Annotated in this window: 23 protein-coding genes and 1 pseudogene; 14 read left to right on the top strand and 10 right to left on the bottom strand. The window is 66.1% G+C overall.

The window, feature by feature from the left end:
- Positions 1–238: 238 nt before the first annotated feature.
- From PKKP23_RS13290 to PKKP23_RS13300, 3 genes are all read right to left on the bottom strand, one after another.
- Positions 239–1,426 carry a GGDEF domain-containing protein gene (locus tag PKKP23_RS13290; protein ID WP_017775534.1) on the bottom strand — a complete coding sequence of 396 codons (1,188 nt, stop codon included), beginning with the start codon at positions 1,424–1,426 and terminating at the stop codon, positions 239–241.
- Between the two features lie 398 nt (positions 1,427–1,824).
- Positions 1,825–3,252 carry a polysaccharide pyruvyl transferase family protein gene (locus tag PKKP23_RS13295; RefSeq protein WP_126877222.1) on the bottom strand — a complete coding sequence of 476 codons (1,428 nt, stop codon included), beginning with the start codon at positions 3,250–3,252 and terminating at the stop codon, positions 1,825–1,827.
- 12 nt (positions 3,253–3,264) lie between these two features.
- Positions 3,265–4,539, bottom strand: coding sequence for an aromatic ring-hydroxylating oxygenase subunit alpha (locus PKKP23_RS13300; RefSeq protein ID WP_126877223.1), 1,275 nt, complete (start codon positions 4,537–4,539; stop codon positions 3,265–3,267).
- Between the two features lie 446 nt (positions 4,540–4,985).
- On the opposite strand from PKKP23_RS13300, the gene PKKP23_RS13305 reads away from it, so the two are divergent.
- Positions 4,986–5,705, top strand: a complete 720-nt coding sequence (locus PKKP23_RS13305; protein ID WP_017775531.1) for a FadR/GntR family transcriptional regulator — start codon at positions 4,986–4,988, stop codon at positions 5,703–5,705.
- Between the two features lie 8 nt (positions 5,706–5,713).
- Here the strand turns inward: PKKP23_RS13305 and PKKP23_RS13310 are convergent, their stop codons facing one another.
- Complete coding sequence (locus PKKP23_RS13310; RefSeq protein WP_126877224.1) at positions 5,714–7,456, bottom strand: IlvD/Edd family dehydratase; 1,743 nt, start codon at positions 7,454–7,456, stop codon at positions 5,714–5,716.
- A 490-nt stretch (positions 7,457–7,946) separates the two neighbouring features.
- Here PKKP23_RS13310 and PKKP23_RS13315 point away from each other — a divergent pair, with 490 nt between their 5' ends.
- The 4 genes from PKKP23_RS13315 to yjfF are packed head-to-tail and all read left to right on the top strand — an operon-like array spanning position 7,947 to position 12,598.
- A complete protein-coding gene (locus PKKP23_RS13315) occupies positions 7,947–8,912 on the top strand; it encodes an ABC transporter substrate-binding protein (protein ID WP_017775529.1) in 966 nt (321 codons plus the stop codon).
- Positions 8,913–8,925: 13 nt separating this feature from the next.
- Positions 8,926–10,443 (top strand): sugar ABC transporter ATP-binding protein, encoded by a 1,518-nt coding sequence (locus tag PKKP23_RS13320; protein WP_126877225.1) that lies wholly within the window; start codon positions 8,926–8,928, stop codon positions 10,441–10,443.
- On the top strand, positions 10,440–11,477 hold the full coding sequence (locus PKKP23_RS13325; protein ID WP_126877226.1) for an ABC transporter permease: 1,038 nt from the start codon (positions 10,440–10,442) through the stop codon (positions 11,475–11,477). Before PKKP23_RS13320 ends, PKKP23_RS13325 begins: the two co-directional genes overlap by 4 nt.
- Positions 11,474–12,598, top strand: coding sequence for a galactofuranose ABC transporter, permease protein YjfF (gene yjfF, locus PKKP23_RS13330; RefSeq protein ID WP_126877227.1), 1,125 nt, complete (start codon positions 11,474–11,476; stop codon positions 12,596–12,598). The genes PKKP23_RS13325 and yjfF overlap by 4 nt, the downstream gene beginning before the upstream one ends.
- 65 nt (positions 12,599–12,663) lie before the next feature.
- Here the strand turns inward: yjfF and PKKP23_RS13335 are convergent, their stop codons facing one another.
- A complete protein-coding gene (locus PKKP23_RS13335; protein WP_017775525.1) occupies positions 12,664–13,065 on the bottom strand; it encodes a hypothetical protein in 402 nt (133 codons plus the stop codon).
- A gap of 77 nt (positions 13,066–13,142) precedes the next feature.
- Positions 13,143–13,739 (bottom strand): hypothetical protein, encoded by a 597-nt coding sequence (locus PKKP23_RS13340; protein WP_126877228.1) that lies wholly within the window; start codon positions 13,737–13,739, stop codon positions 13,143–13,145.
- Positions 13,740–13,873: 134 nt separating this feature from the next.
- Here PKKP23_RS13340 and PKKP23_RS13345 point away from each other — a divergent pair, with 134 nt between their 5' ends.
- The 9 genes and pseudogenes from PKKP23_RS13345 to PKKP23_RS13385 all read left to right on the top strand — a co-directional run.
- Positions 13,874–14,260, top strand: coding sequence for a hypothetical protein (locus PKKP23_RS13345; RefSeq protein ID WP_413215027.1), 387 nt, complete (start codon positions 13,874–13,876; stop codon positions 14,258–14,260).
- A gap of 41 nt (positions 14,261–14,301) precedes the next feature.
- Positions 14,302–14,655, top strand: a complete 354-nt coding sequence (locus PKKP23_RS13350; RefSeq protein WP_240658981.1) for a hypothetical protein — start codon at positions 14,302–14,304, stop codon at positions 14,653–14,655.
- Positions 14,656–15,089: 434 nt separating this feature from the next.
- Complete coding sequence (locus PKKP23_RS13355) at positions 15,090–15,749, top strand: NADPH-dependent FMN reductase (protein ID WP_126877229.1); 660 nt, start codon at positions 15,090–15,092, stop codon at positions 15,747–15,749.
- A gap of 211 nt (positions 15,750–15,960) precedes the next feature.
- Positions 15,961–16,215, top strand: a complete 255-nt coding sequence (locus PKKP23_RS13360; RefSeq protein WP_126877230.1) for a transcriptional regulator — start codon at positions 15,961–15,963, stop codon at positions 16,213–16,215.
- 94 nt (positions 16,216–16,309) lie between these two features.
- Positions 16,310–17,221 carry a ferritin-like domain-containing protein gene (locus PKKP23_RS13365; protein ID WP_126877231.1) on the top strand — a complete coding sequence of 304 codons (912 nt, stop codon included), beginning with the start codon at positions 16,310–16,312 and terminating at the stop codon, positions 17,219–17,221.
- Between the two features lie 25 nt (positions 17,222–17,246).
- Positions 17,247–18,701, top strand: coding sequence for an indoleacetamide hydrolase (iaaH, locus tag PKKP23_RS13370; protein ID WP_126877232.1), 1,455 nt, complete (start codon positions 17,247–17,249; stop codon positions 18,699–18,701).
- Positions 18,698–19,498: a CDP-diacylglycerol diphosphatase gene (locus PKKP23_RS13375; RefSeq protein WP_240658983.1), complete on the top strand. Its 801-nt coding sequence runs from the start codon at positions 18,698–18,700 to the stop codon at positions 19,496–19,498. The genes iaaH and PKKP23_RS13375 overlap by 4 nt, the downstream gene beginning before the upstream one ends.
- Before the next feature lie 258 nt (positions 19,499–19,756).
- Complete coding sequence (locus PKKP23_RS13380) at positions 19,757–20,314, top strand: carboxymuconolactone decarboxylase family protein (RefSeq protein ID WP_126877233.1); 558 nt, start codon at positions 19,757–19,759, stop codon at positions 20,312–20,314.
- Between the two features lie 37 nt (positions 20,315–20,351).
- Positions 20,352–20,654, top strand: a pseudogene (locus tag PKKP23_RS13385) (helix-turn-helix domain-containing protein); the annotation flags it as partial.
- Between the two features lie 26 nt (positions 20,655–20,680).
- Here PKKP23_RS13385 and PKKP23_RS13390 read toward each other — a convergent pair.
- The 4 genes from PKKP23_RS13390 to PKKP23_RS13405 all read right to left on the bottom strand — a co-directional run bounded on the left by PKKP23_RS13390 (position 20,681) and on the right by PKKP23_RS13405 (position 23,562).
- Positions 20,681–22,033, bottom strand: a complete 1,353-nt coding sequence (locus PKKP23_RS13390) for a hypothetical protein (RefSeq protein WP_126877234.1) — start codon at positions 22,031–22,033, stop codon at positions 20,681–20,683.
- Between the two features lie 290 nt (positions 22,034–22,323).
- Positions 22,324–22,908: a hemerythrin domain-containing protein gene (locus PKKP23_RS13395; RefSeq protein ID WP_126877235.1), complete on the bottom strand. Its 585-nt coding sequence runs from the start codon at positions 22,906–22,908 to the stop codon at positions 22,324–22,326.
- A complete protein-coding gene (locus tag PKKP23_RS13400) occupies positions 22,892–23,260 on the bottom strand; it encodes a carboxymuconolactone decarboxylase family protein (protein ID WP_199544249.1) in 369 nt (122 codons plus the stop codon). The genes PKKP23_RS13395 and PKKP23_RS13400 overlap by 17 nt, the downstream gene beginning before the upstream one ends.
- A 98-nt stretch (positions 23,261–23,358) precedes the next feature.
- The gene (locus PKKP23_RS13405; protein WP_126877236.1) at positions 23,359–23,562 is read right to left on the bottom strand and encodes a hypothetical protein; all 204 of its coding nucleotides are present in this window, start codon (positions 23,560–23,562) and stop codon (positions 23,359–23,361) included.
- Positions 23,563–23,596: the final 34 nt, after the last annotated feature.

A 23,596-nucleotide genomic window follows, 5' to 3' on the forward strand; every position in this document is an offset into this window, starting at 1 on the left:
GCAGAAGCACAGGCCAGCGTGCCGCCGAATACGCTGGAGGACCTGCGGTTCACCCCGGCGCCCAGCTTCGGCCAGCGCCGCGGATAAGGGTGTGGCGCAACTCCATATCGGCACGACGCGGCAGAACTTTAGGCGAAGTTGGCGTGGGACGCAAACCCGCCCGCGGCCGGACACGGAGGGGCGCCGCCGCTGCTGCCGATGTCACCGCTCATCCCGCCCATCCCGCTCATCTCGTCCGTCATGTCGGCGACCCGAAGGCCGCCGGCTGCTCGAGCGGCGCTTCGTGCAGGCAGACGCGGTCACGGCCCGCGAGCTTCGCCGCGTACAACGCGCGGTCGGCACGCGTGGTCAGGCGGTCCAGCGTCTCGCCCTGCTCGCGCATCGCGAGGCCGCCGCTGATGCTGTAGCGGCATGGGCCGGCGTCGGTGCTCACGGCGTGCCGGCTCGCTTCGCTGCGCAGGCGCTCGGCCACGCGCCGGGCGTCCGCGAGCGCCGTGCGCGGCAGCAGGATCGCGAACTCTTCGCCGCCCAGCCGCGCCAGCGCATCGTCGCGGCGCAGGTGGACGCGCGTGAGCGCCGCGAACTCGCGCAGCACGCTGTCGCCTCCCGCATGGCCGAAGGTGTCGTTGATCGTCTTGAAGCGGTCCAGATCGACGATCAGGAGCGACAGCGGCGCGCCGTGCTGGTCCGCTTCGGCGAAGCACTTGCGCGCCATCGCCTGAAAGCCCGTGCGCGACAGCGCGCCCGTGAGGAAGTCGTGATTCACGGCCTTGCGCGCATCGGCCAGCAGTGCGTCGTGCACCATCAGCATCGCGCACATCGACATCACCGGCATGATGGCCGCGCCCACGCACAGCAGGATGACGTTGCCGTTGGTGGTGAACATGAGCGGGCTCGACGCGCCCGGCAGCGCGCTGAAGTAGAGGCCGCGCGCCAGCTGGCAGAGCCCGAAGATCGTTGCCAGCACCACCGTCACCACGTACGGATAGCGCGCCCGATCGGCTTCGCGGTTGCGCGCCACGAGAAAGGCGCTCGCAAAGCAGATGGCCGCGGTGAAGAACGTGGAGACCATCACGCGCGCCGGGATGCTGTCCACGGCGTAGCGCCAGTACGCAAGCGCGGGAACGGTTGAAAGGGTAACGAGCAGCAGCCAGGACCAGCGCACGGGGCGCCCGAGAAAACGCGCGAATCCGGCGTACAGCACCGACCCCGCCAACGCCACGAGGAAGTTGGCCACCAGGACGGAAACAACATCGGAAATGCGGCCGCGCGCGAGCAGCAGTGGCAACGCGGCCGTGAGCACGGCGTTGGCGGCGAACCATTCGAGCACGCCCGGCACGCCGGAGCGCAACAGCGAGCCGAGCAACACGAGCATCAGCAGGCCGAAAAGCGCGGTGGAGGCGAGAGCGACTGAAACGGCGGCCATAGCGGGAAACAGACAAAGGGCGGATGCCAGCCTGCAGGTGCAGGATTCCCCTGAAGTTTACGGCCTGCGGCACGCAAACTTGAAGCGGGACCGCGCGCAGACGTGCCGGCACCGTGCCGCGTGGACGGTGCCTGACCGCGTCAGCAAAAAAAACGCCGGCAGTGCCGGCGTAAAGAATTCTGACCCGGGGTGGTCAGTATTCCGAGGAAACATTCCGAAGAACGTTGATGACACGATACGCCGCCAGGCGCCGGGCCAATGCCTCGAAGTAGCGGGGTTCTCTGGCCGATTTCGCCCTTTCGGCTGCGCAGGGTGCGGTACCAGACGGTGCCGGGCTGATCAGACGATTATGCGTTCGTACGCGGCGTCGGGCCCGCCGGGATTACCGGTTCGAGGCTCTACCGCCGGCCCACGGCCGCCGCGAGCCATTCGCCCATCTGGTCGAGCCGCATCTGCTCGCGTCTTGCGAGCAAGGCGTAGGCGTCGCGCAGCGCATCGATGGCGGGTTGCGGCTGGCAGAGGCGCGCAAGCGCCCGTTCGCCGCCGTCCGGGTCCGTGCAGCGCGCGAACCAGCCGGGAAACCCGCCTTCGGTCAGCAGCCGGTCGATGCGCGCGTCCATCGAAAGACCGAACACCGGCACGCGGCTCGCAATCGCCACCACGGCCGCGTGGTAGCGCGTCGTCACCACGCGCGCGGCATGGGCCACGGTGCCTGCGACGTCGTCCAGTGTCGCGGTGCCCCGCGCCATGATCGGCACGTCGAAGGGCACGCGCGCCGCGATGGCCTCGCAGGCAGCCCGGTCGAGCCGCTCCATGGCCACCAGCACGGGCGGAAAGCCTTGCTTGCGAAAGCGTTCGGCCAGTCCGGCGAAGCGTTCGACATAGGCCTCGTACGCCGCCTCCCGCGCGTCGTCCCACGTGTGGAAGTGAAACGGGCCGTAGCGCAGCGGGGAGCTTGCGCGCTGGGCATCGAGCGCCTTCGCCCGCGCCACGTCCGCGGTAACTGGCCACCAGAACGGATTGTTCGGACACAGCGCCACATAGTTCGCCGGCAACGCCGCCACGCGCGCGGTGCGCACCGGCGTCCAGCTCCAGGCGCAGTCCGCGCCCGGCAGCGAGGCGATGTCGAGCGACGCCAGGTGCTCGCGCGCCGCGTCGTTGCGGCAGAAGATGTGCGCGCCTGTTGCCGCCGCCCGCGCGAAGCGGGCCAGGGCGTCCGTCATCTCTCCGCTGTCGATGCCCCATGCCACGCCTCTGACCTGCGCATCGCCGTTCGCTTCGCCGGGCGCCCCGGCCGGCCCCACCGCCCCCGCCGCGCTCGCCAGCGCGACGCCGCCGATCAGCATGCCCGAGAGCGAGTCCGAGAATTTCGACGTGTAGGTGGACCCTTCCACGTTGAGCACGAGGTCGTAGTCGGGTATGGCGGCGGCGAACGCATCGGGCACGTAGGGCAACTGCACGGGCATGCGCGGGGTGGCGGCCAGCACCGGGTGATCGAAGAGATCGCCCAGTGCAAAGAGTTCGATCCTCAAGCCCTCGCCGCGGTCGTCGCGCTCGCCGAACAGACGTTGCAGGTGGCGGATGGTTTGGATGGTCCGCAGGTCCGCGCCCGTGTTGCCTGCGCCCGCGTAGCTCAACAGCAGCACGCGCAGCGCGCGGCCGGTGCGCGGTCGCGGGGAACAAGGCTGACGGCGGGCGGCCTCGATGCGCTCCAGCATGTCGTCCAGAAATACCGCGTCGGGGTCCGGCGCGTTGACATAGCGTTGCAGCGCGGCCATGGACCGCGTGGCGTCGTCGGCGAGAAACGAACTGAGCGTGGCCGTCATGCGGGCTCGTGGCTAGGCAAGGTTGAGCATCTTCCAGAACGCCGCGGCTGGGTCGTCGGAATGGGCCGGATCGTTTGGGCCTTGCGAGGTGGCGTGGTTGGCCGGCAAATCGGGCTGTGGAACGGGCTGTGGAACGGGCTGTGAAGCGAGCTGTGGAGCGGCCTGGGGAGCGGGTTGCCGTGGAGCGCCCTGCGCAGCAGGCCGTTGACCGGCCAACGATGCGCCGGCATCCGTAGCGCCCGCAGCGCCCTCCCCGCCCGCCGCTTCGCGGGCAAGCTTCGCTTCCATGATGCGGCGCGCGCGCACGGCGCCCTTGTCGATGGTCAGCATCGCCGGCTGCATCGACCAGAAGTCGCGATCACCGATCGCACGCTGCTGCGCTTCGAGCATCGGGAGGTCCTCGTTCCTGAAGGGCTCCATGATTCCTTCGATCGCTTGATCGACGATCGCCTGGCCCGCTTCGCCCATCTCGCGCGGCAGCCCGAACGAGAAGAAGTAGTGCGTGGTGGTGGTCGTTTCCGGCGTGAGCCAGTGGGCCGACGGCGAGACCCGCGCGTTTTCCGGCGGCGCGCCCGTTTCGTTGAGGCCCACGGCGATGGCCAGCAGCCCCGGCGCATTCCAGCGCACGTCGAACCAGCGGTCGACACTCGCGCCCTCCGCTACGCCGAACGAGCGTGCCATGAACGGCTGCACGATCTCGCGGTGCGCCTCGCGCCTGACCCAGACGGTCTCGTCGTCGCTTGCGAACTGGACGTTGCCGCGCGCCATGGCGTCGCTGCCGAGCGTGCCGGGGTGCAGGAACTGGAAGTGGCTCAGATCGAGCAGGTTGTCGACGCTCAGCTGATAGTGCGCCTGCGTGCGCAGATAGCCTTCGCTCGTGTAGCGATGTGCCGGATCCAGAAAGCCGAAGTCGGGCAGCGCGCTCGCCTCGGCGCGCGCCGGGTCGCCGGGCCAGATCCAGACCGCGCCGTAGCGCTCGAGCAGCGGGTAGCCGCGCACCTTTGCGCCCGCGGGCACGCGCCCGTCGCCGTGCGGATTGTGCGTGCATTCGCCCGCCGCGCCGAAGCGCAGCCCGTGATACGGACATTCGATCGCGCCGTCCACGCACCGCCCGCGCGAAAGCGGCGCGAAGCGATGCGGGCAGCGGTCGTCGAGCGCCACGGGCGCGCCCGCGGAATCGCGAAAGAAGACGATGGGCTGGTCGAGCAGCGTGCGCGCAAGCGGCGCGTCGGGTTTCACCTCGCTGCTGAAGGCGGCCACGTACCAGGCGTTGCGAAGGAAAGGCATCGGCTTTTATCGACAAAAGACGGGATGCTCCCGATGGTACGAACGCGTCCGCTCAGGCATTCTGAAAAAAGCTCAACAGCAAGCGGGCCACTACGTTTTGCGAGCCGCCGCTGCGCATCGGCGTTCCAGCGAGCGTGACGCCTCGACGGATGCCGCCGTTTCGCGCGGCTGCGGACAAGGCAGCACACGGCGACGTACGGCGAGCCACGGCAAGACAAGGCGACAGACGGCGACAGACGACGAAAGGCGCGCCGGCGCGCAAAAACCTGCGTGCTATGCTGTTGCAGCGCTACCCCGTGGCGTCACCGGCTGTTGCAGGACGGCGAAGCGCGGACAGCAACATCGGCAATCGAGGCGAACGCCGCAACGATTCACCCAAAGCAAACAGCCATCGCGGCGCTTGCATGGGAAGGCAAGCGGCGGCAGCACGCCCCCCTCTGGACACCATGGACTACCGGCATCTTCAGAACCGCAAGAGCATGCACGCCCGCATCGTGCAGGAGCTCGGCATCGAAATCGTCAGCGGCAAGCTCAAGCCCGGCGAACGGCTGCCCGCCGAACCGATGCTCTGCGAAACCTATGGCGTGAGCCGGCCCGTGCTGCGCGAGGCGACGCGCGTGCTGGTGGCGAAGGGGCTGGTGGTGTCGAAGCCGCGCGTGGGCAGCGTGGTGCGGCCGCGCGAAGAATGGCACATGCTGGACCCGGACGTGCTCTACTGGACCATCAACAGCGTGCCGGAAAGCGCGTTCTTCCATTCGCTGCTGGCCGTGCGCCGCATCATCGAGCCGGCCGCCGCAGCGCTCGCGGCCACGGCGGCCACGGACGAAGACCTCAAGCGCATCGGCTCCGCCTTCGAACGCATGGAGCACGCGCCCACGGTGGGCGACCTGCTCGCGCCCGACCTCGAATTTCATCGCGCCATCATGGCGGCCACCCACAACGACATGCTGGCCTACATCGGCAACATGCTGTCGCTCGCGTTATCGGAATCCATCAAGCTGACGAGCCGCCATCCGGACACGCACGCCCTTTCGCTGCCGCGTCACAAGGCGATACTCACGGCGCTGCAAAACCGCGACCCGCTGGGCGCGCGCCACGCGAGCCTCGTGCAGCTCGAAAACGCACGCGCGGATGCCGACAGCGTGCTCGGCCCCGTCCACATCTAATTGCACATCTAGTGCGAATGGCGGGGCACTTCCGCCCCGCGGCACCCCACGAGGAAATCGAAGTCGCAGCCTTCGTCGGCCTGCAACACGTGTTCGACGTAAAGCTTGCGATAGCCGCTCGTGTCGGCGAGCAGCGTTTGCTGCGCCGCTTTCCATTGCGCGAGGCGCGCGGTCATGTCGGCGTCCGTGATGTCGAGATGCAGGCGGCCGGTCTCGCAGTCCAGTTCGATCCAGTCGCCGTCGCGCACGATGGCAAGCGGGCCGCCCGCGCGTGCTTCCGGCGCGACGTGCAGCACCACCGTGCCGTACGCCGTGCCGCTCATGCGCGCATCCGAAATACGCACCATGTCTTTCACGCCTTCGCGCAGGAGCTTCGGCGGCAGACCCATGTTGCCGACCTCGGCCATGCCGGGGTAACCCTTCGGACCGCAGTTCTTCATGACGAGCACGGAGTTCGCGTCCACGTCGAGCGCCGGGTCGGCGATGCGTGCCTTGTAGTCTTCGAGGTTTTCGAACACCACCGCGCGGCCGCGATGCTTGAGCAGCGAAGCCGTAGCCGCCGAGGGTTTCAGCACCGCGCCGTTCGGCGCGAGATTGCCGCGCAGCACGCACAGGCCGCCGTCCGCCACGAGCGGCTTGTCGAGCGGGCGGATCACTTCGTCGTTGTAGTTAGGCGCCGTGCGCACGTTGTCCCACAGCGTCTTGCCGTTCGCGGTGAGCGCGTCGGGATGCGGCAGGAGCCCGGCTTCGCCCAGGCGTCGCAGCACCGCGGGCAGACCGCCCGCGTAATAGAACTCCTCCATCAGAAAACGCCCTGACGGTTGCAGGTCGACGAGAGTGGGCGTGTGGCGGCCAATGCGCGTCCAGTCGTCCAGTTCGAGCGGCACGCCCACGCGGCCGGCGATGGCCTTCAGATGAATGGCCGCGTTGGTCGAGCCGCCAATCGCCGCGTTCACGCGAATGGCGTTTTCGAAGGCTGCGCGCGTGAGCAGTTTCGAGATTCGCAGGTCGTCCCACACCATCTCGACAATGCGCATGCCGGAGAGATGCGCCATCACGTAGCGGCGCGCGTCCACGGCCGGAATGGCCGCGTTGTGCGGGAGCGTGACGCCCAGCGCCTCGGCCATGCAGGCCATCGTGGAAGCCGTGCCCATCGTGTTGCAGGTGCCCGCCGAGCGCGACATGCCCGCCTCCGCGGACATGAATTCGTCGAGCGAAATGCGCCCCGCTTTCACGGCCTCGCTCAACTGCCAGACGATGGTGCCCGAGCCGATGTCGTGGCCTTCGTGCTTGCCGTTGAGCATTGGCCCGCCCGTGACGAGAATGGCCGGCACGTCGCAGCTCGCGGCGCCCATCAGCAGCGCGGGCGTGGTCTTGTCGCAGCCGGCGAGCAGCACGACCGCGTCGATGGGGTTGCCGCGAATCGACTCTTCCACGTCCATGCTCGCGAGATTGCGCGTGAACATCGCCGTGGGCCGCAGATTCGATTCGCCGTTCGAAAAGACCGGAAATTCCACGGGGAAACCACCGGCTTCGTAGATGCCGCGCTTCACGTGCTCCGCGAGCTTGCGGAAATGCGCGTTGCACGGCGTGAGTTCCGACCACGTATTGCAGATGCCGATAATCGGCTTGCCCGCGAATTCGTGGTCCGGAATGCCCTGGTTTTTCATCCAGCTGCGGTACATGAAGCCATTTTTGTCGGCGCTGCCGAACCATTCGGCCGAACGCAGCTTGCGGGTTTTATCTGTCATGGGAAGGGTCCATTTTTCCGATGCTGCAATGCGGGGCGCAAATGGTGGGACGACGGCGATTTATTGCCGTCCTTATCAACAAATAGCATGACTATTTATTCGCGCTAGGTGGGGAAAACACGGATCACATGCGGCTGTTTCGGTGAATATAGTATGTCTATTAATCATCCTGACCATGCCACATTTCGGGATGAAAAATGACCGAAGCAGACTCACAGAACCTGAGAAAAAAAAGCGCAGAAGAAAGCCGGAATCCAGCCAGCAATAACGCGGCCACAAGACATCCGGTATTACCAGGATTAACAGGCAACACCCAGGCGACACCCAGGCAACAAACAGGCAACACCAGGGCAGCAATCAGCAGTCGGCAACACAGCAGTCACAGCAGGGCCTGCAGGAACCGGTGCTTGCCGCTGTCGGGCACATAGACCCGACTCAGGACGCGAACGGCGGTGCCGGATACCAACGACACGAACCGGAGACACACCCCATGGAACCCACGAAACGCATGACGCTTCGCGTGCTGCTTGCCGCCGCATTCGCGCTGACCGCTGTCAGCAGCCATGCGGACGAGAAAAAGATCACGCTCGGCTTTGCGCAGGTCGGCGCCGAAAGCGCATGGCGCACCGCCAATACGGTCTCGATCAAGAGCGCCGCGAAGGAAGCGGGCATCAATCTGAAATTCTCGGACGCCCAGCAGAAACAGGAAAACCAGATCAAGGCGATTCGTTCGTACATCGCGCAAAAGGTGGACGTGATCGCGTTTTCGCCCGTGGTCGAATCCGGCTGGGAGCCGGTGCTGACCGAAGCGAAAGCGGCCGGCATTCCGGTGATTCTCACCGACCGTTCCATCGACGTGAAAGACCAGTCGCTCTACACCACGATGATCGGCTCCGACTTCCTCGAAGAAGGCCGGCGCGCGGGCAAGTGGCTGGAAGACCGTTATCGCAACGATGCCGGTCCCATCAACATCGTCGAATTGCAGGGCACGGTGGGCTCCGCGCCCGCGAACGACCGCCATGCAGGCCTGATGGAAGTGATCAAGAACGATCCGAAGTTCAAGATCATCGCGTCGCAGAGCGGCGACTTCACGCTGGCGGGCGGCAAGCAGGTCATGGAAGCGTTCGTGAAGACCTACGGCAAGCAGATGAACGTGGTCTACGCGCATAACGACGACATGGCGCTGGGCGCAATCCAGGCCATGGAAGAAGCGGGCATGAAGCCGGGCAAGGATGTGAGCGTCGTCTCGTTCGACGCCACGCACGGCGGCTTTCAGGCGATGGTCGCGGGCAAGATCAACGTGGACGTGGAATGCAGCCCGCTGCTCGGGCCGCAGCTCATGACCGCGGTGAAAGACCTCGTGGCCGGCAAGCAGTTGCCCAAGCGCATCGTGACGAACGAAACGGTGTTCCCGCAGAGCGTCGCGGCGCAGATCATGCCGCAGCGCAAGTACTAAGCCACGGCACCCTATGGCGGCTAACGCGATACTCGAGACGACGGGCGTCAGCAAGTCCTTTCCGGGCGTGCGGGCGCTCAACCAGGTCGACTTCCGGCTCTTTCCCGGCGAGATCCACACGTTGATGGGCCAGAACGGCGCTGGCAAGTCGACGCTCATCAACGTGCTCACCGGCGTGCATGCTCACGACGCCGGCGAGATCCGGCTGGACGGCAAGGCAGTGAGTTTCGCGACGCCGCTCGAAGCGGAAGCGGCCGGCGTTCGCACGCTCTACCAGGAAATCAACCTGTGCCCCAACCTTTCTGTGGCGGAGAACGTGTTTGCCGGCCGCCAGCCGAAACGGCGCGGCGCGATCGACTGGAAGACCATCAACGCGCGCGCCGCCGATGCACTGGCGGCGCTCAACGTGACGCTCGACGTCACGCGTTCGCTGGACGCGTATCCCGTCGCCGTGCAGCAGATGGTGGCCATCGCGCGCGCTGTGTCCGTAGATGCGCGCGTGCTGATTCTCGACGAGCCCACCTCGAGTCTGGACGACAGCGAGGTGGCGCGTCTTTTCGCGGTGCTGCGCAAGCTGCGTGACTCGGGCATCGCGATCCTGTTCGTCACGCACTTTCTCGAACAGACCTACGCGGTGTCGGACCGCATCACCGTGATGCGCAACGGCGAACGCGAAGGCGAATACCTCGCGAAAGACCTGCCCATGACGCAGCTCGTCGCGAAGATGGTGGGTCATGAAGGTATGAGCGAGCGGCTGGAACGCGACGTCGCAGAGCGAAAGGCGGCGCCCACGGGCGACGCGCGGCCCTTCGTGGAAATGCGCGGCGTCTCGCGCCGCGGACTCATGAACCCCGTGGATCTCGACATCGCGCAAGGCCAGATTGTCGGGCTCGCGGGGCTGCTCGGTTCGGGCCGCACCGAAACTGCGCGGCTCCTCTTCGGCGCGGAAAAGGCGGACGGCGGCGAAGTGAGCATCGGCGGACGACGCGTGAAGCTGCGCTCGCCGCACGACGCCGTGCGCCACGGCATCGGCTATTGCCCGGAAGACCGCAAGAAGGAAGGCATCATCGCCGACCTGCCGCTGCGCGAAAACATCGTGCTCGCGCTCCAGGCACGGCGCGGCTGGTGGCGCGCCATTGGCCGCGCGAAGCAGCGCGAGATGGCGGACAGCTACATCAAGCTGCTGGGCATCAAGGCGCGCGACGCCGAACAGCCCATCGGCCTGCTCTCGGGCGGCAACCAGCAGAAGGCGCTGCTCGCGCGCTGGCTCGCCACCGAACCGAAAATGCTGATTCTCGACGAACCCACGCGCGGCATCGACGTGGCCGCGAAATTCGAAATCATGGACCGCGTGCTGTCGTTCTGCGCGAAGGGGCTCGCCATTCTGTTCATCTCGTCGGAAGTGAGCGAGGTGGTGCGCGTGAGCGACCGCATTGCCGTGCTGCGCGACCGCCGCAAGGTGGCCGAGGTCACATCCGAGGCGGCCTCCGAAGACCACGTCTACCGGCTCATTGCGGGAGGCGAACGATGAAACTCGTCAGAACGGCGCTCGCGCATCCGCTCGTGTGGCCGGTGGTCACGCTCGTGCTGCTCACGCTGCTCGATCTCGCGCACAACAGCGCGTTTCTTTCCATCCGCATGCTGGACGGTCACCTGTTCGGCGCGCCCATCGACATCCTGAACCGCGCGGCGCCGCTCGTGATCGTGTCGCTCGGCATGACGCTCGTGATCGCGACGCGCGGCATCGACATCTCGGTGGGCGCAGTCGTGGCAATTGCAGGCGCCGCAGCGGCAACGGTGCTTGCGGACGACCCGTCGCAAGTCGGACTCGCGCTTGCCGCAGCGCTCGGCACCGGCATCGCGGCCGGCGTGTGGAACGGGCTGCTCGTTGCGTTCGTGGGCATGCAGCCCATCATCGCCACGCTGATCCTGATGGTGGCGGGCCGCGGCATCGCGCAATTGCTCACAGGCGGCCAGATCATTCCGATCGGCGCGCCCGGCTATCTCGTGCTTGGCGACGGCTACCTCGTGAGCGTGCCGTGTTCGGTGTGGATCGCACTGGCCGCCATCATCGCGACGGCGCTGCTCGTGAACCGCACGGCGCTTGGGCTCTTCATTCGCGCCATCGGCATCAATCCGGTTGCCACGCGGCTTGCGGGCCTGCGTTCGGCGTCCATCGTGTTCGGCGTCTATGTGTTCTGCGGCGTGGCTGCCGCGGTCGCGGGCATTCTCGCCAGTTCCAACGTGCGCAGCGCCGACGGCAACAATGCGGGTCTGCTGCTCGAACTCGACGCGATTCTCGCCGTCACGCTGGGCGGCACGTCGCTCGCGGGCGGGCGCTTTAGCCTGGCGGGCACGGTGCTGGGCGCGCTCATCATCCAGACGCTCACGTACACCACCTACTCCATCGGCGTGCTGCCCGAAGCGACGCTCGTCGTGAAGGCTGCCGTCGTGCTCGTGGTGAGCGTGATCCAGTCGGCTACCATCCGCGCGCTGCTCGCGCGCCATCTCCAACGTGTCCTGCCTGCCGCGCGGACCCGGCCTATCGTCGAGGCATCCGAATGAGCGCCCTCAATTCCGGACCGCGCCGCCCGCTGCGCGAGCGCTGGCTGCGTCCGCTGATCGACCCGCGCACGCTGCCCATCGCCGTCACCGTCATGCTGTTCGCCGCGCTGTTCGGCTTCGGCTCGGTGATGTACACGGGCTTCTTCTCGCTGCAGGTGCTGCTCGGCCTGCTCGTGGACAACTCGTTTTTGCTCATCATCGCGATCGGCATGACGTTCGTGATCGTCTCGGGCGGCATCGATCTTTCGGTGGGCGCCGTGCTCGCCCTCACCACGATTCTGTGCGCGGTGGGCTCCGAGCGGCTGCATTGGCCCGTGTGGGCCATCGTGGTGGTGGTGCTCGCGTTCGGCGCGCTCTACGGCGCCGCGATGGGCGCGCTGATCCACTTCCTCAAGCTGCAACCGTTCATCGTGACGCTGGCGGGCATGTTCCTCGCGCGCGGCACGTGCTTTCTCATCACGACGCAATCCATCACGATCAACGACCCCGCCTTTCACGCGATTGCCGGCTTCAGCGTGCGCGCGGGCAGCGGGTCGCTGAACGCGGGCGCGCTGGTGGCGATCGTCACGCTCTTCGTCGCCATCTATATCGCGCACTACACGCGCTTCGGACGCAACGTCTACGCCGTGGGCGGCAACGAGCGCTCGGCGCTGCTGATGGGTCTACCCGTGGCGCGCACGAAGGTGCTCGTCTACGCGTTCAGCGGTTTTTGTTCGGCGCTGGGCGGGCTCGTGTTCACGCTCTACGTGCTCTCCGGCTACGGCTTGCAGGGCCAGGGCATGGAACTGGATGCGATTGCGGCCACGGTGATCGGCGGCACGCTCTTGACGGGCGGCGTGGGCTACGTGATCGGCTCCGTGTTCGGCGTGGGCATTCTGGGCACCATCCAGACGCTCATCACCTTCGACGGCACGCTCAGCTCGTGGTGGACGCGCATCGTGATCGGCGCCCTGCTCTGCGCGTTCTGCCTGCTGCAACGCGTGATCGAACGGCAGGCAACGCGCCGCAAGTCCGACGGCACAGGCGCCGGTGCGGGCGCGAAGGCCGGCCGCAAGCGGCGCACGGAGCCCGACGGCGGTGCGCTGGCTACCCAGGGCGGAACGGGGGAGCTGGCGGGGTGAATGCGGCACGGGTGACGCGATAAGCGTCGCGAGTTGAGCGCGGCGGGTTGAACGCCGCGTGCCGTTCACGACGGCGTGAGCCTCAGCAACAGCCGCCACGTACGCCACGCCAGCAACACGATGTGCAGCGCAAGACCGAGCGAAAACACCACGATCAGACAGACGGCGGTCTTGCGCGAATCGTAGTGCAGCGCAGCCAGCGGCTCGTGCGAAACGAGCGAAACGGCCTCGCGCACGATGCCGAGCGCATCGGGTACAAACACCAGCGCCACGCACACCGAAAGCACCGCGAGCGGCACGACGCGGGCGCGCAGCACCATCCTCACCTGATGCCGCCGCGGCCCGGCGTCGGCGGCGCGCGCCGGCACGGGCATTTCCAGCGCCCGGGCAATCTCGGGATACCACAAGCCATACAGCACGGTGACGGCCGCGGTCAGGAGCGACGCGGCGGCAAGCAGGTCGGTCATGCGGGCGGGCCTCCTTTGGGCTGCGGTTGGTGCTTTGGTGCTTTGGCGTTCCAGCGTTCCCGGTTGCCCGGCTGGCTTCATCCATCGCCGAGATGATCGGTCTGCGGCGGCACTCCGAGCAGCTTGCACAATTGCTCGTAGCTCGACGGCCGGATGTCGTAGGTCGACACGCTGCCGCGCCGGCGCGTGACCGGCGTGAGCGTGCCGTCGGCGGCGGCGAGCAGCTTGTTCAGCTCGTCCACGATGTTCGTGTTGTTGAGCACCATGGTGTAGACGCCGCCCTCGCGGTCGTAGGCAAGACTCGTCATGGACGCCGCCATGGTGGCCCGCAGCCCTTCCTGCAACTGATACTGATATTTCGACAGCACCGAGCGGATCAGCCGTCGGCTTTCCGCCGACGTGGTCTGGAACAGCGCGGAGACGAACTGCTCGTCGGGAATGCGGCCCGCAAGCGCAATCGAGATCAGCAGGTACAGCCGGTATTCGAGCATGTCGCTGCCGCGCTTGAGCACCTTCTGCCCGCGGTACATGGAAAGGTATTCGCTCAGCGCCGCCTCGGCATGCCGGCCCAGCACGCCGGGCAACGCGGCGGCGTCGCAGCCGAGAATGCGGGCCAGTTCCTGCGCGCCTTCCGGGTCGAGCCGGTCGGGCGGAATCGTCACCGTGATCTGCATGGGCGGCCTCACCTGCTGGAACTTCCAGCTTGCGGTTTATGGGAAATCCTGTATAAATGTACAGTATGCTGCGCGCCGCCGGTTCACATCGAGCGAGTATTTTTCAGAGAAAATTCCTGCCGGAACGGAGTGCCATGGGTGCCATGGAAACAGGGGTTCACGCTATGCGCAACGGCAACGCGGCGCAGGGCACACGCGACGCTGCGGGTAACGAAGCGCAGCGCGTGCCGCCCGGCACAGCGGCCCACACGCACCCCATCACGCACCCCATGCCGGAGGTGGCGGCGTTCGTCGCGCAGTTGCGGCAGGCATTCGGCGACGCGGTGATCGAAGAAGCCGTCCATCGCGGCAAGGCTGGCGAGCCGGCTTTTTTCGCGGCGGAGAACGGTCGGACAGTCGGCACGCGGGCGCCGGCGTCTACGCAGTCGTGGGTGGTGGACGCCGCGGTGCGCGACCGGTATTACTGCCCAGGCTGCGACGGTTCGTGTGTGGGAACCGGCGCGCACTGCCGCCGCCCATGAAGTGCGAAACAACGGGCGCTACGGCGATACGGAGAAACGACGTGCGATTCATTCTGACGGGTGCGGTGCTGTGCGCCCTGCTGTTCGACTTCAGCTTGCCGGCGCTGGCCGGCGAGCACTACGTCGAGGTGTGGAACCCACCCGAAGCGCGGCAGCGCCTGCACAAGCCGGCGGCCGGCGCGCGCAAGGGGTCGCGCCAGAAGCGGGCACAAAACGGCGACCACACCACGGCGCGCAAAGTCGCAGATCCGGCTGCGGCCGGCTCGGGCAGCGCTGCGGGCAATGGAACCGGCGCTGGGGCAGGGTCAGGCGCGGGCCGCGCCAAACGGCCACTCGATCTCGATCACGACATTCCGCGCAAGATCGGCCCGGACGGAAACGTCATGCAGGTTTGAAGACGCGATGGCGCCGCGTCCACGTAGCGCCGCGCCCACATAGCGCTGCGGCTGCACGCGGACCTCACAAAAAAAACTCCGGCACCTTCCGGTGGCCGGAGCCCAGTCCCATGTCAAGGAGTGTCATCAAAAGAGGAGACGGCTTCATCGTAGCCAGTCGTCGCCCGCCTCCACAACGAATGCTTTCGCATATGCTTATCGCGGCGCTCGCGCGCGATCTCTCATCTTCCTCTCCCCGCGCTGCAATACCCTCGTCGCCTCATATCGTTAGCACGAAAAGTCGGTTCGCGCGGCTACCCCCGGTCACTAAGATGGCGGTTCAGGCTTACAGCCTGCCTTGATTTCGGCTTCGTGCTTCCCCTGTCCGGTCCCTTGCCGTCGCGCGTTCCCCGCGCCGCGAGCGCGCCGGCTTCCGCTAACGAAGGAGCATTGCGTTGACCCTTTTCGATTCCTCCCGCCAGCCGCTCATCGTGGGCATTGGCGGTACGACGCGGGCTGCGTCGTCCACGGAGCGCGCGCTCGACTTTGCGTTGCGCGGCGCCGAAAGCGCCGGCGCGCGCACACAACTGTTCGGCGGCGAGTTCCTGCATCGGTTGCCGCACTACGCGCCTGAAAACCCCGAACGCACGCAGGAGCAGCGCGAACTGATCGAAGCCGTACGCGCCGCCGACGCGCTCGTCATCGCCACGCCCGGCTATCACGGCGGCGTCTCGGGCCTCGTGAAAAACGCGCTGGATACACTCGAAGAACTGCGCAACGACGAGCGGCCCTATCTCGACGGACGCGCCGTCGGCTGCATCGTCACGGCCTATGGCTGGCAGGCAGCCGGTTCGGTGCTGACCTCGCTGCGCTCCATCGTCCATGCGCTGCGCGGCTGGCCTACGCCGTTCGGCGCCGGCATCAACACGCTGGAGACGCGCTTCGAGACGCCGCACACGTGTTCGGACCCGAAGGTGGTCGATCAACTGGCGACGGTGGGCAAACAGGCCGCGCAATTCGCCATCGCATTCAACGCGGGGCGCGCCGAAGAAGAGGATGAGGCAGTCGCATCGGCGGCGCATCGCAGTGCGCGGCTGCTGAGCCTGGCCGGTTGACGACGTGCCGAGGGCGACGGGCCGGGCCTTCGCGCTCGGCCATGGAAGCTCGCGCATGCAGGCGAGGCGCTCATCCTCGTCTCTCTCGTCCCTCATGAGCGTTCCACACCGCGATCGATTTGCTTGCGAAGAAAGATTGGTTCCGCCGCCGCGTTGCGTTCCGTAGGCTGCTCTTCAGTCGTCAAATGAAGCAACCTTGCACGCGAGAACCATGAACCGGGCTATCCAATACAAGGGCTACGAGGTCACGCCAGTCGCCCAGCGTCTGCCGAACGGCCTCTTCGCCGCCGGCCTCACCATCGAGCGCGTCGCCATCGAACGGGTGGCCACGGAAACCGCCGCCGCCAACGAAAGCGACGCGCGTTCGTTCGATGCCCTCGACTACTTCTTCGACGAGGAACATGCCCTCGCCTATGCGTCCCGCTGGGGCCGCCTGTGGATCGACAACCGCAAACGCGGACAGTAACCGGACCAGCGCGCCGCGCATTGCCGCCGTCACGGCGCCGCTGCGAGGGGTGTGACAGAATAGGCGGCATCCTCGCCGCCTGCTCTCGCGCTCCATGTCCGATACCCTGTCGCATGTTGCAGAAGACCACGCCGACGCCGATACGGCGTTCCGCCACTGGACGTTCGACACGCCCGGTCCCGTGCGCATCGGCTCCGATGACCACCGGCGCATGTTCTGCCGGATGCTGCTCGACACCCACCACCCCTACAAGCCCGCCGTCATCGACTGGCCGCCGCTCGCGCCCGACGCGCTTGCGCGCCTCACGTCGCTGCCCATCTGGGACATGGCCGTGCAGACCGAAGGCCGCGCCTCGGTGCGCGTGAGGACCTACGCCGCGAGCATCCGCGAGCCGCTCCTTGCCGAAGCGCTCGCGCTCGACGCCGCCGAGGAAGCGCGCCACAAGGTCGTGCTCTCGAAGCTCGTGCAGGCCTACGGCATCGCGCTTGCGCCGGAGCCCGACTACATCGAGCCGCGCGATGCCGAATGGGCCTGGATGCTCACGGGCTACAGCGAATGCATCGACAGCTTCTTCGCCTTCGGGCTCTTTCGCGCCGCGCGGGAATCGGGTTACTTTCCCGAGCCGCTTGTCGAAACCTTCGAGCCCGTGATCCAGGAAGAAGCGCGCCACATTCTCTTCTTCGTGAACTGGGTGACCTGGTACCGGCGCAATCTGCCGTGGTGGCGGCGTCCGTGGCACGCGCTGCGCGTGGCGGCAATCTGGATTGCGCTCGTGCGCGAACGGCTTGCCATTGCGCGCGGCATCGACGCGGACGGTGGCGTGCACGACTCCAACTTCCTTGCCGCCAATCGCGGCACGCTCAACGCAACGCTGACGCCGAAAGCGCTCCTCGACATGTGCCTCGAAGAAAACGAGCGGCGCATGAGCGGCTACGACGCAAGGCTGGTGCGTCCTTCGGTGATGCCCGCCGTCGCGCGCTTCGCGCTGCGTTTTCTGAAACGATGACAAACCTGGGTGAGGAGCCTTGCGCATGACGTGGAGCGTCGACACACAACTCGCCTTGACCGCGGTGCAGGCCGTGCAAGCCATCCAGGCAGGCCATCTGAAGGCCACCGATTACGTCGCGACACTCCTCGCCAGAGCGCAGGCGCTCGCGAATCTCAACGCACTGACCGAACTCGACGTGGAAGGCGCGCTGGCCGACGCCCGCCGCATCGACGCCATGACGCCCGAGGCGCGCGCCTTGCTGCCGCTCGCGGGCTTGCCCGTCGTCATCAAGGACAACATCAATACGCGGCGGCTCAGCACGACGGGCGGCACGCCTGCGCTCGCCGGCTACAAGGCCGCTGACGACGCGCCGTCGGCGAAGCGCCTGTTCGAAGCAGGCGCTATCCTGCTCGGCAAGGCCAACATGCACGAACTCGCGCTCGGCATTACGAGCACCAATCTGAGCACGCACGCGGGCCCCGTGCGCAACCCTTACGACCCGGGGCTGATCCCCGGCGGCTCGTCGGGCGGCACGGCCGCCGCCATCGCGGCGCGCATCGTGCCGGCCGGCCTCGGCAGCGATACCGGCGGCTCGACGCGCATTCCAGCCGCGCTGACCGGCATTGCGGGCTTCAGGCCCTCGGTGGGCGACGGCGGCGCGGCGCGCCGCTATCACGATCCGCAGGCCGTGGTGCCCATTTCGCACACACGCGACACCGTAGGCCCGATGGCGCGCACCGTCGCCGACATCGCGCTGCTCGACGGCGTCATCACAGGCGACGCCACGCTGCCCGACGTATCGCTCGCGACGCTCAGAATCGGCCTGCCCGCGCCGCTGTGGGAGGGCCTCGAACGCGCGCTGGAGACAACGGCACGCGACGCGCTCAAGCAGCTCGAAGCGGCCGGCGTGACGTTTGTGGAAGTGGCCATGGCGGACCTGCTCATGCTCGACGAACGCACGGGCGGCCCCGTCGCGATCCACGAAGCGGGCGAGGACGTGCACGACTGGCTCGTCGCGAACCGCGCGCCGGTGAAGACCGTGGCCGCGCTCGCCGCGAGTATCGCGAGCCCCGACGTGCGCCGCGCCTACGACGCGATACTCGACGGCGGCTGGCGCGACGCGTACCACGAGGCGATCACCGTGTGGCGGCCGAAGCTCCAGCAGCACTACGCCGAGACCTTCGCGACTCACCGGCTCGATGCCCTGCTCTTTCCCACCACGATGCTCGCCGCCGTGCCGCTCGACGAAGTGAACGGCTCGTCGAGCGTCTCCATCGACGGCGGCCCGCCCGTCAACGAGATGAACGCCTATCTGCGCAATACCGACCCCGCAAGCAACGCCGGCGTGCCCGGCCTTTCGCTGCCGGCCGGCCTCACGTCCGCGAAACTGCCGGTGGGACTGGAACTGGACGGACCGCTCGGCAGCGACCGCCGGCTGCTCGCCATCGGTATCGCGTTCGAACAGATTCTCGGCCTACTACCCGCGCCCGTGCTATGAGCGGCGTGCGCCTCGCCCAATACGTGCCGCGCGCACAGATGCCGCGCGCCCTTTCCATCGCATTCACTGCGCTGACCGCGTGCCTTGCCGTGCTGGCGAGCACGGCGTGCACGCACCTGGCCGCCGTCGATTCGAACGCGTTGTGGAAGATCGTAGGCGGCCAGTGCGTGCCGGCCGCGCAGGCGTCGCGGCCGCCGGGACCGTGCACGAAGGTGGATTTGCAGGCGCATTACGCGCTGCTCAAGGACATCAACGGCGCTGCGCAATATCTGCTGATTCCGACCGATCGCGTTGCGGGCATCGAAAGCGCCGAGATTCTCTACGCCGGCTCGCCCGAGTACTGGGCCGACGCATGGACCTCGCGGCACTACGTCGAAACGCGCGTGAAGCGCACGCTCGCCGCGGATCAGATCGGGCTCGAGATCAACTCGGCGCATCGGCGCTCGCAAAACCAGTTGCATATCCACATCGATTGCCTGCGGCCCGACGTGACGAGCGCGCTCGCGCCCCATCGAACCGATTCGCCCAACACGTGGCGCGAAATGACGCTGGACGGCAACCGCTACCGCGTCATGCGCGTGACGAGCCTGAAAGACGCGAGCAATCCCTTCCGCATCGTGGCGCGCAGCCTGCCGGATGGGCAGGCCATGGACACGCAGACGATTCTCGTGACCGGCGCGGGGGCGGATGCCGGCGATGGATGGATTGTGGTGAACAGCAGTCTGGATGGCGACGATGGGACGGGGACGGCGGAGGGATTGCTGGACCACGCCTGCCGGGTGGGGACGGCGGGGTGAACTTCGCGGATGGTTCTTGCCCGATGTGCTGTCGAGCCAATGCGCGCGGCGTCGTGTGGCGACCAACAAGCTTTGACGTCAGTTCTGCTTTCGACAGCCGTCGTTCAGCCTGGCCACAAACGCACGACAATTCCATACGCCGCATGCCATGCTTCGCCGCGTTGATTACATCGGATGTAATTGGCGCAATGAACGACCGCTTCTACTCTTCGGCTGTCGCGCCTCCATTCCGGTAGCGCTCATCGCCGAGGAAATACCATGTCCAGCTATACCGCTTACACGATCGAAACCGCTCCCCCACAATCGAGGCCCGTGCTCCAGCAATTGCAGGAGGCGTTCGGGCTGATCCCGAACATCGCGGCCACGATGGCCGGGTCGCCGGTGCTGATCAACGGCTTCATGGGCCTGTTCCAGCGCGTCCATGCGAGCAGCCTGACCGAGCCGCAGATTCAGACAGTGTTGCTCACCAACGCCGTCGCGAACGCCAGCGCATGGCCGGTCGCGTTTCACACGGCGCTCGCGTTGAAGCAGGACGTACCCCGCGCCGATATCGATGCGATCCGGCACGGTGCCTTGCCGGCCGACGCTGGACTGGCCGCGCTATCGACTCTCGCGCGCACGCTGATAGAAAAACGCGGCCACCTGGCCGAATCTGACCAGCGACACTTTCTGGAAGCGGGGTTCAGCCTCGAGCAGATACTCGAGGTCATTGCGGTGGTGGCCGCATCGACGATCACGAATTACACGAGCAGCGTAACGCACCCTCCGCTCGAAGCGCAGTTCGAGGCGTTCGCCTGGCATGCGCCTGTACCCTGAGCCAACCTTGGTCATCCATGTCAATGGGGGGAGTCTGATGCGCGCCATGAGTCCCGATGCGAAAGCGCTGCCGGGTGATCTCGGCGACCTGCTGCGGTATTGGCGCGACGTACGTGGCATGAGTCAACTCGATCTGTCGCTCGAGGCAGGCGTCTCGCAGCGTCAGATCAGTTTCATCGAAAGCGGGCGCAGCGTGCCGGGTCGGGACACGCTGCTGACACTTGCACAGACGCTCGATGTGCCGCTGCGCGAGCGCAATGCCCTGTTGCTCGCTGCTGGCTACGCGCCCGTGTATTCAGAGGCGCCATGGGACGCACAGGAGATGCATAGCGTCACCCGCTGCTGCACGTCGAGTACACAGGCGCTTCATGTCATCTCACACGCCGTTCGTAAATCTGGGGCTTCGACGTCGACGCGGGCATCGTCGCACTGTGCGAGGCGGCGCCCTGCTGCAACGGCGTAGAGCATGAGCGTAGCGAGCAATTCGAAAGCCTCGTCTTGCCGCTGCTGCTGCAATTGCATTTCCACCAGTAGAAGCGCGACCTCGACTGCACTGATGTAATCGTGCCGCGATACGCAATCGCGGTAGACATTCTGAAGCTGCTGAACACCGAACGTGCCATTCGGCCGCGCAAGCGCCAGACGCGCCTGAGTGATTGCAAGGTAACGTGCCATTTCGAAGCTCGGCATACCACCCTGCGGCGCACATGCTGCGATCTGCGCCTCCAGCCGTCGCGCGCAACCCGTTGCTTCGGCAGCTGATCCCATCCCGAGATGGATTGCCACCTGTTGTGCAAGGCTCGCGGCGCGCAGGCGCGGCCAGCGGGATTTGATCGCACGTTCCTCGGCTTCGGCGAGCAAGGCTAGTGCATGGCCTGGCTGTCCGCGCGCCGCAGCGATGCGCGCGAGGAGGCTGTAGCAACGGAGCACACCCTCGACCATGCCTGCGCGGCGCAGATGAGGCAGGCGAGGCGCGATCAGTGCATGGGCTTCCTCCAGGCGCCCCCGCTCAAAGAGCACCTGTCCGATTATGCTCGCCGGCAACACATCGATTGACGGCGATACGTCACCGATGTATTGCGCCATGTTGAGGGCATGCTCGGCCAATGCCTGGGCTGAATTCAGATGCAATTGCCGCAGCTCGGTCATTGCGTCGACTGAACAATCGAATACCGCGGTCGCTGCCCGCAACCGGTCGGGGTACTCGCCAGTCTCACCGGATGTCGGTGCCTCTAGCTGCGTCATATCGCCGAGGTGCCAATACACGTATCGACACACGGATCGCGCGACGTGCGCTGCCGGCGAACGAGCGTGGAGCCGCAACGCAGACAGTGCGGCAGCAAGCGCCGCGGTCACATCGTCCTGCAGTACAAGTGACGCGGCGCGCATGGCCGCAACCTCGCTGAACAGCGCCAGCATGTCTTGCCCCGGTACCAGCGCAATCTGTCGTTCAACACGCTGCAGGACTACGAGGGCTTCCGCGGCATCCAGCCGAACCAGCATATGCCGCGCACGGGCCAGTTCCAGTCGGATCCTCGCTGCACTTGCCGTTGACTGGTCCCGCCCAGGCGGTACAAACGGCAGATGGCCATCAACGGCCAATGGAAAGGTACGCCTGAATGCAGGCCCACAGGCCATTTGCATGCCGGCCCATGCCACACGGGCAGAGCATGCATCAGTATCTAATGCCTGCGTACAGCCGACACTTGCTTCGTTCATGGACCGCTCCGGCCGATGGATCGTCGCAGGGTTACGACGATTTGATGGCTTTACAGCCTAGCCATGCCCCGACGAAGAAGCGTGATGACCTCGTTTTTGTTTGGTAAAGGATTCGTTGTTCGGAAGGGTGGCCGCTGTAACCGTTGCGAGCGGACTAATCAGCGTATCCGGCCTCGTTCACTGCTCGCGTGCAATTTGCGAAGAAGCGTGGAATGTGCCACCGCCGTGCATCCCGAAGTTCGCTACGAAATCCATGACAGTTTATTTCTGCGTCGGCGAGTCGCCGTGTGTCAGTCGCGAGAAAGATCGAAGCCCTCGCAGCCGCATGCCGCCTCGGTGGCGATGATGCGGTGGAGTTGTGCGAACCGCTCCTGCACCGGCTCTTGAAAGAGCGGATCCACGGATTGGCCGGGAACCGTCTGCTCGATGAGCGACCAGTCTGCGTCGTCGAGATGGCGCACGGCGACCGGAAACAGCGTCAATTCCTCGAGCGCCATGTTGTGCCGAAGGCGTTCTGCATAAAGGCGAACATGGGACTGCAGCAGCGCGCGCGACATGTTTTCGTCACGAAGCATCGATTCAAGGTCCTGAATCAACTCGTGGCCCAGTCGTGCAAGCGTTGCATGCTGGTTCGACAACTCGCTCCCCAGTTCGACGCCCAACGCTTGCTTCCCGATCAGCCTTTCGATGATGCGGTCTTCCAGCGCATGGTGGTCGACGTCCGGAAACCGCGTCAGATAATAGAGCGCATCCACCAGGAGGGCGGCGTTCGACTCTGCCGCGGATTCGGTGGAAATTGATCTGCTGTCGAGAAGATCGACCAATCGATCGAGCCGTCGGTGTTCCGCGATCAGCCTGTCAACGATGCTCGCCATTTTCAACTCCCTTCCGCTCTGCCTGCTGTCTCATCACGTTGAGCGCGAGTGTCGAGTGGGCATAGGCGGCGCCGGCACGCATCTCGGCGGCCAGCCAGATCGCCTCCATGATCTCGCTTTCGGTGGCGCCGGCCTTCATGGCTTCCCGGGTGTGGCCGCGTATGCAGTACGGGCATTGCGTGACGTGGGCCACGGCTACCGAAATGAGCTGCTTCGTCTTGGCCGATAACGCGCCTTCCGCGAAGACGGCTTCGCTAAATGCCTTGAAAGCGGCCAGCGTCGCGGGCGCGAGTTCTTTGCGCCGCGCGGCGATCTCTGCGTCCGGCAGGGGATACATCGAATCGTCCATCATTCACCTCTCGCGAAAGGAGGACTGACCGGTGCTCGCTGAGCGGTGATGCGAGTCCGTTTGTGTCCAACGTCACAAATGCGAAGTCGGAGCCCCATCGCTCACACGGTCGGGGCGGTTCGCAACCATTTCCTGAAATCCAGATACGCGGCAATGAATCGCTGACGGTACGGTGGGCAATGTGCGAAGTGCCCCTTCGTCAGAACCGCGCGGCGGTAGATCGACATCGTGCGGCGCACCCATTGGACAGCCTCCGGCAATCCGTCGCGGGCGACGAGAAATTCGATACGCGCGTGCTCGTTCATTTCGAACTCCCTTCAAAGCCTGCGGTTACCGGCT

The organism is Paraburkholderia kururiensis JCM 10599 = LMG 19447 (assembly GCF_003986935.1).
GTDB classification, from domain to species: domain Bacteria; phylum Pseudomonadota; class Gammaproteobacteria; order Burkholderiales; family Burkholderiaceae; genus Paraburkholderia; species Paraburkholderia kururiensis.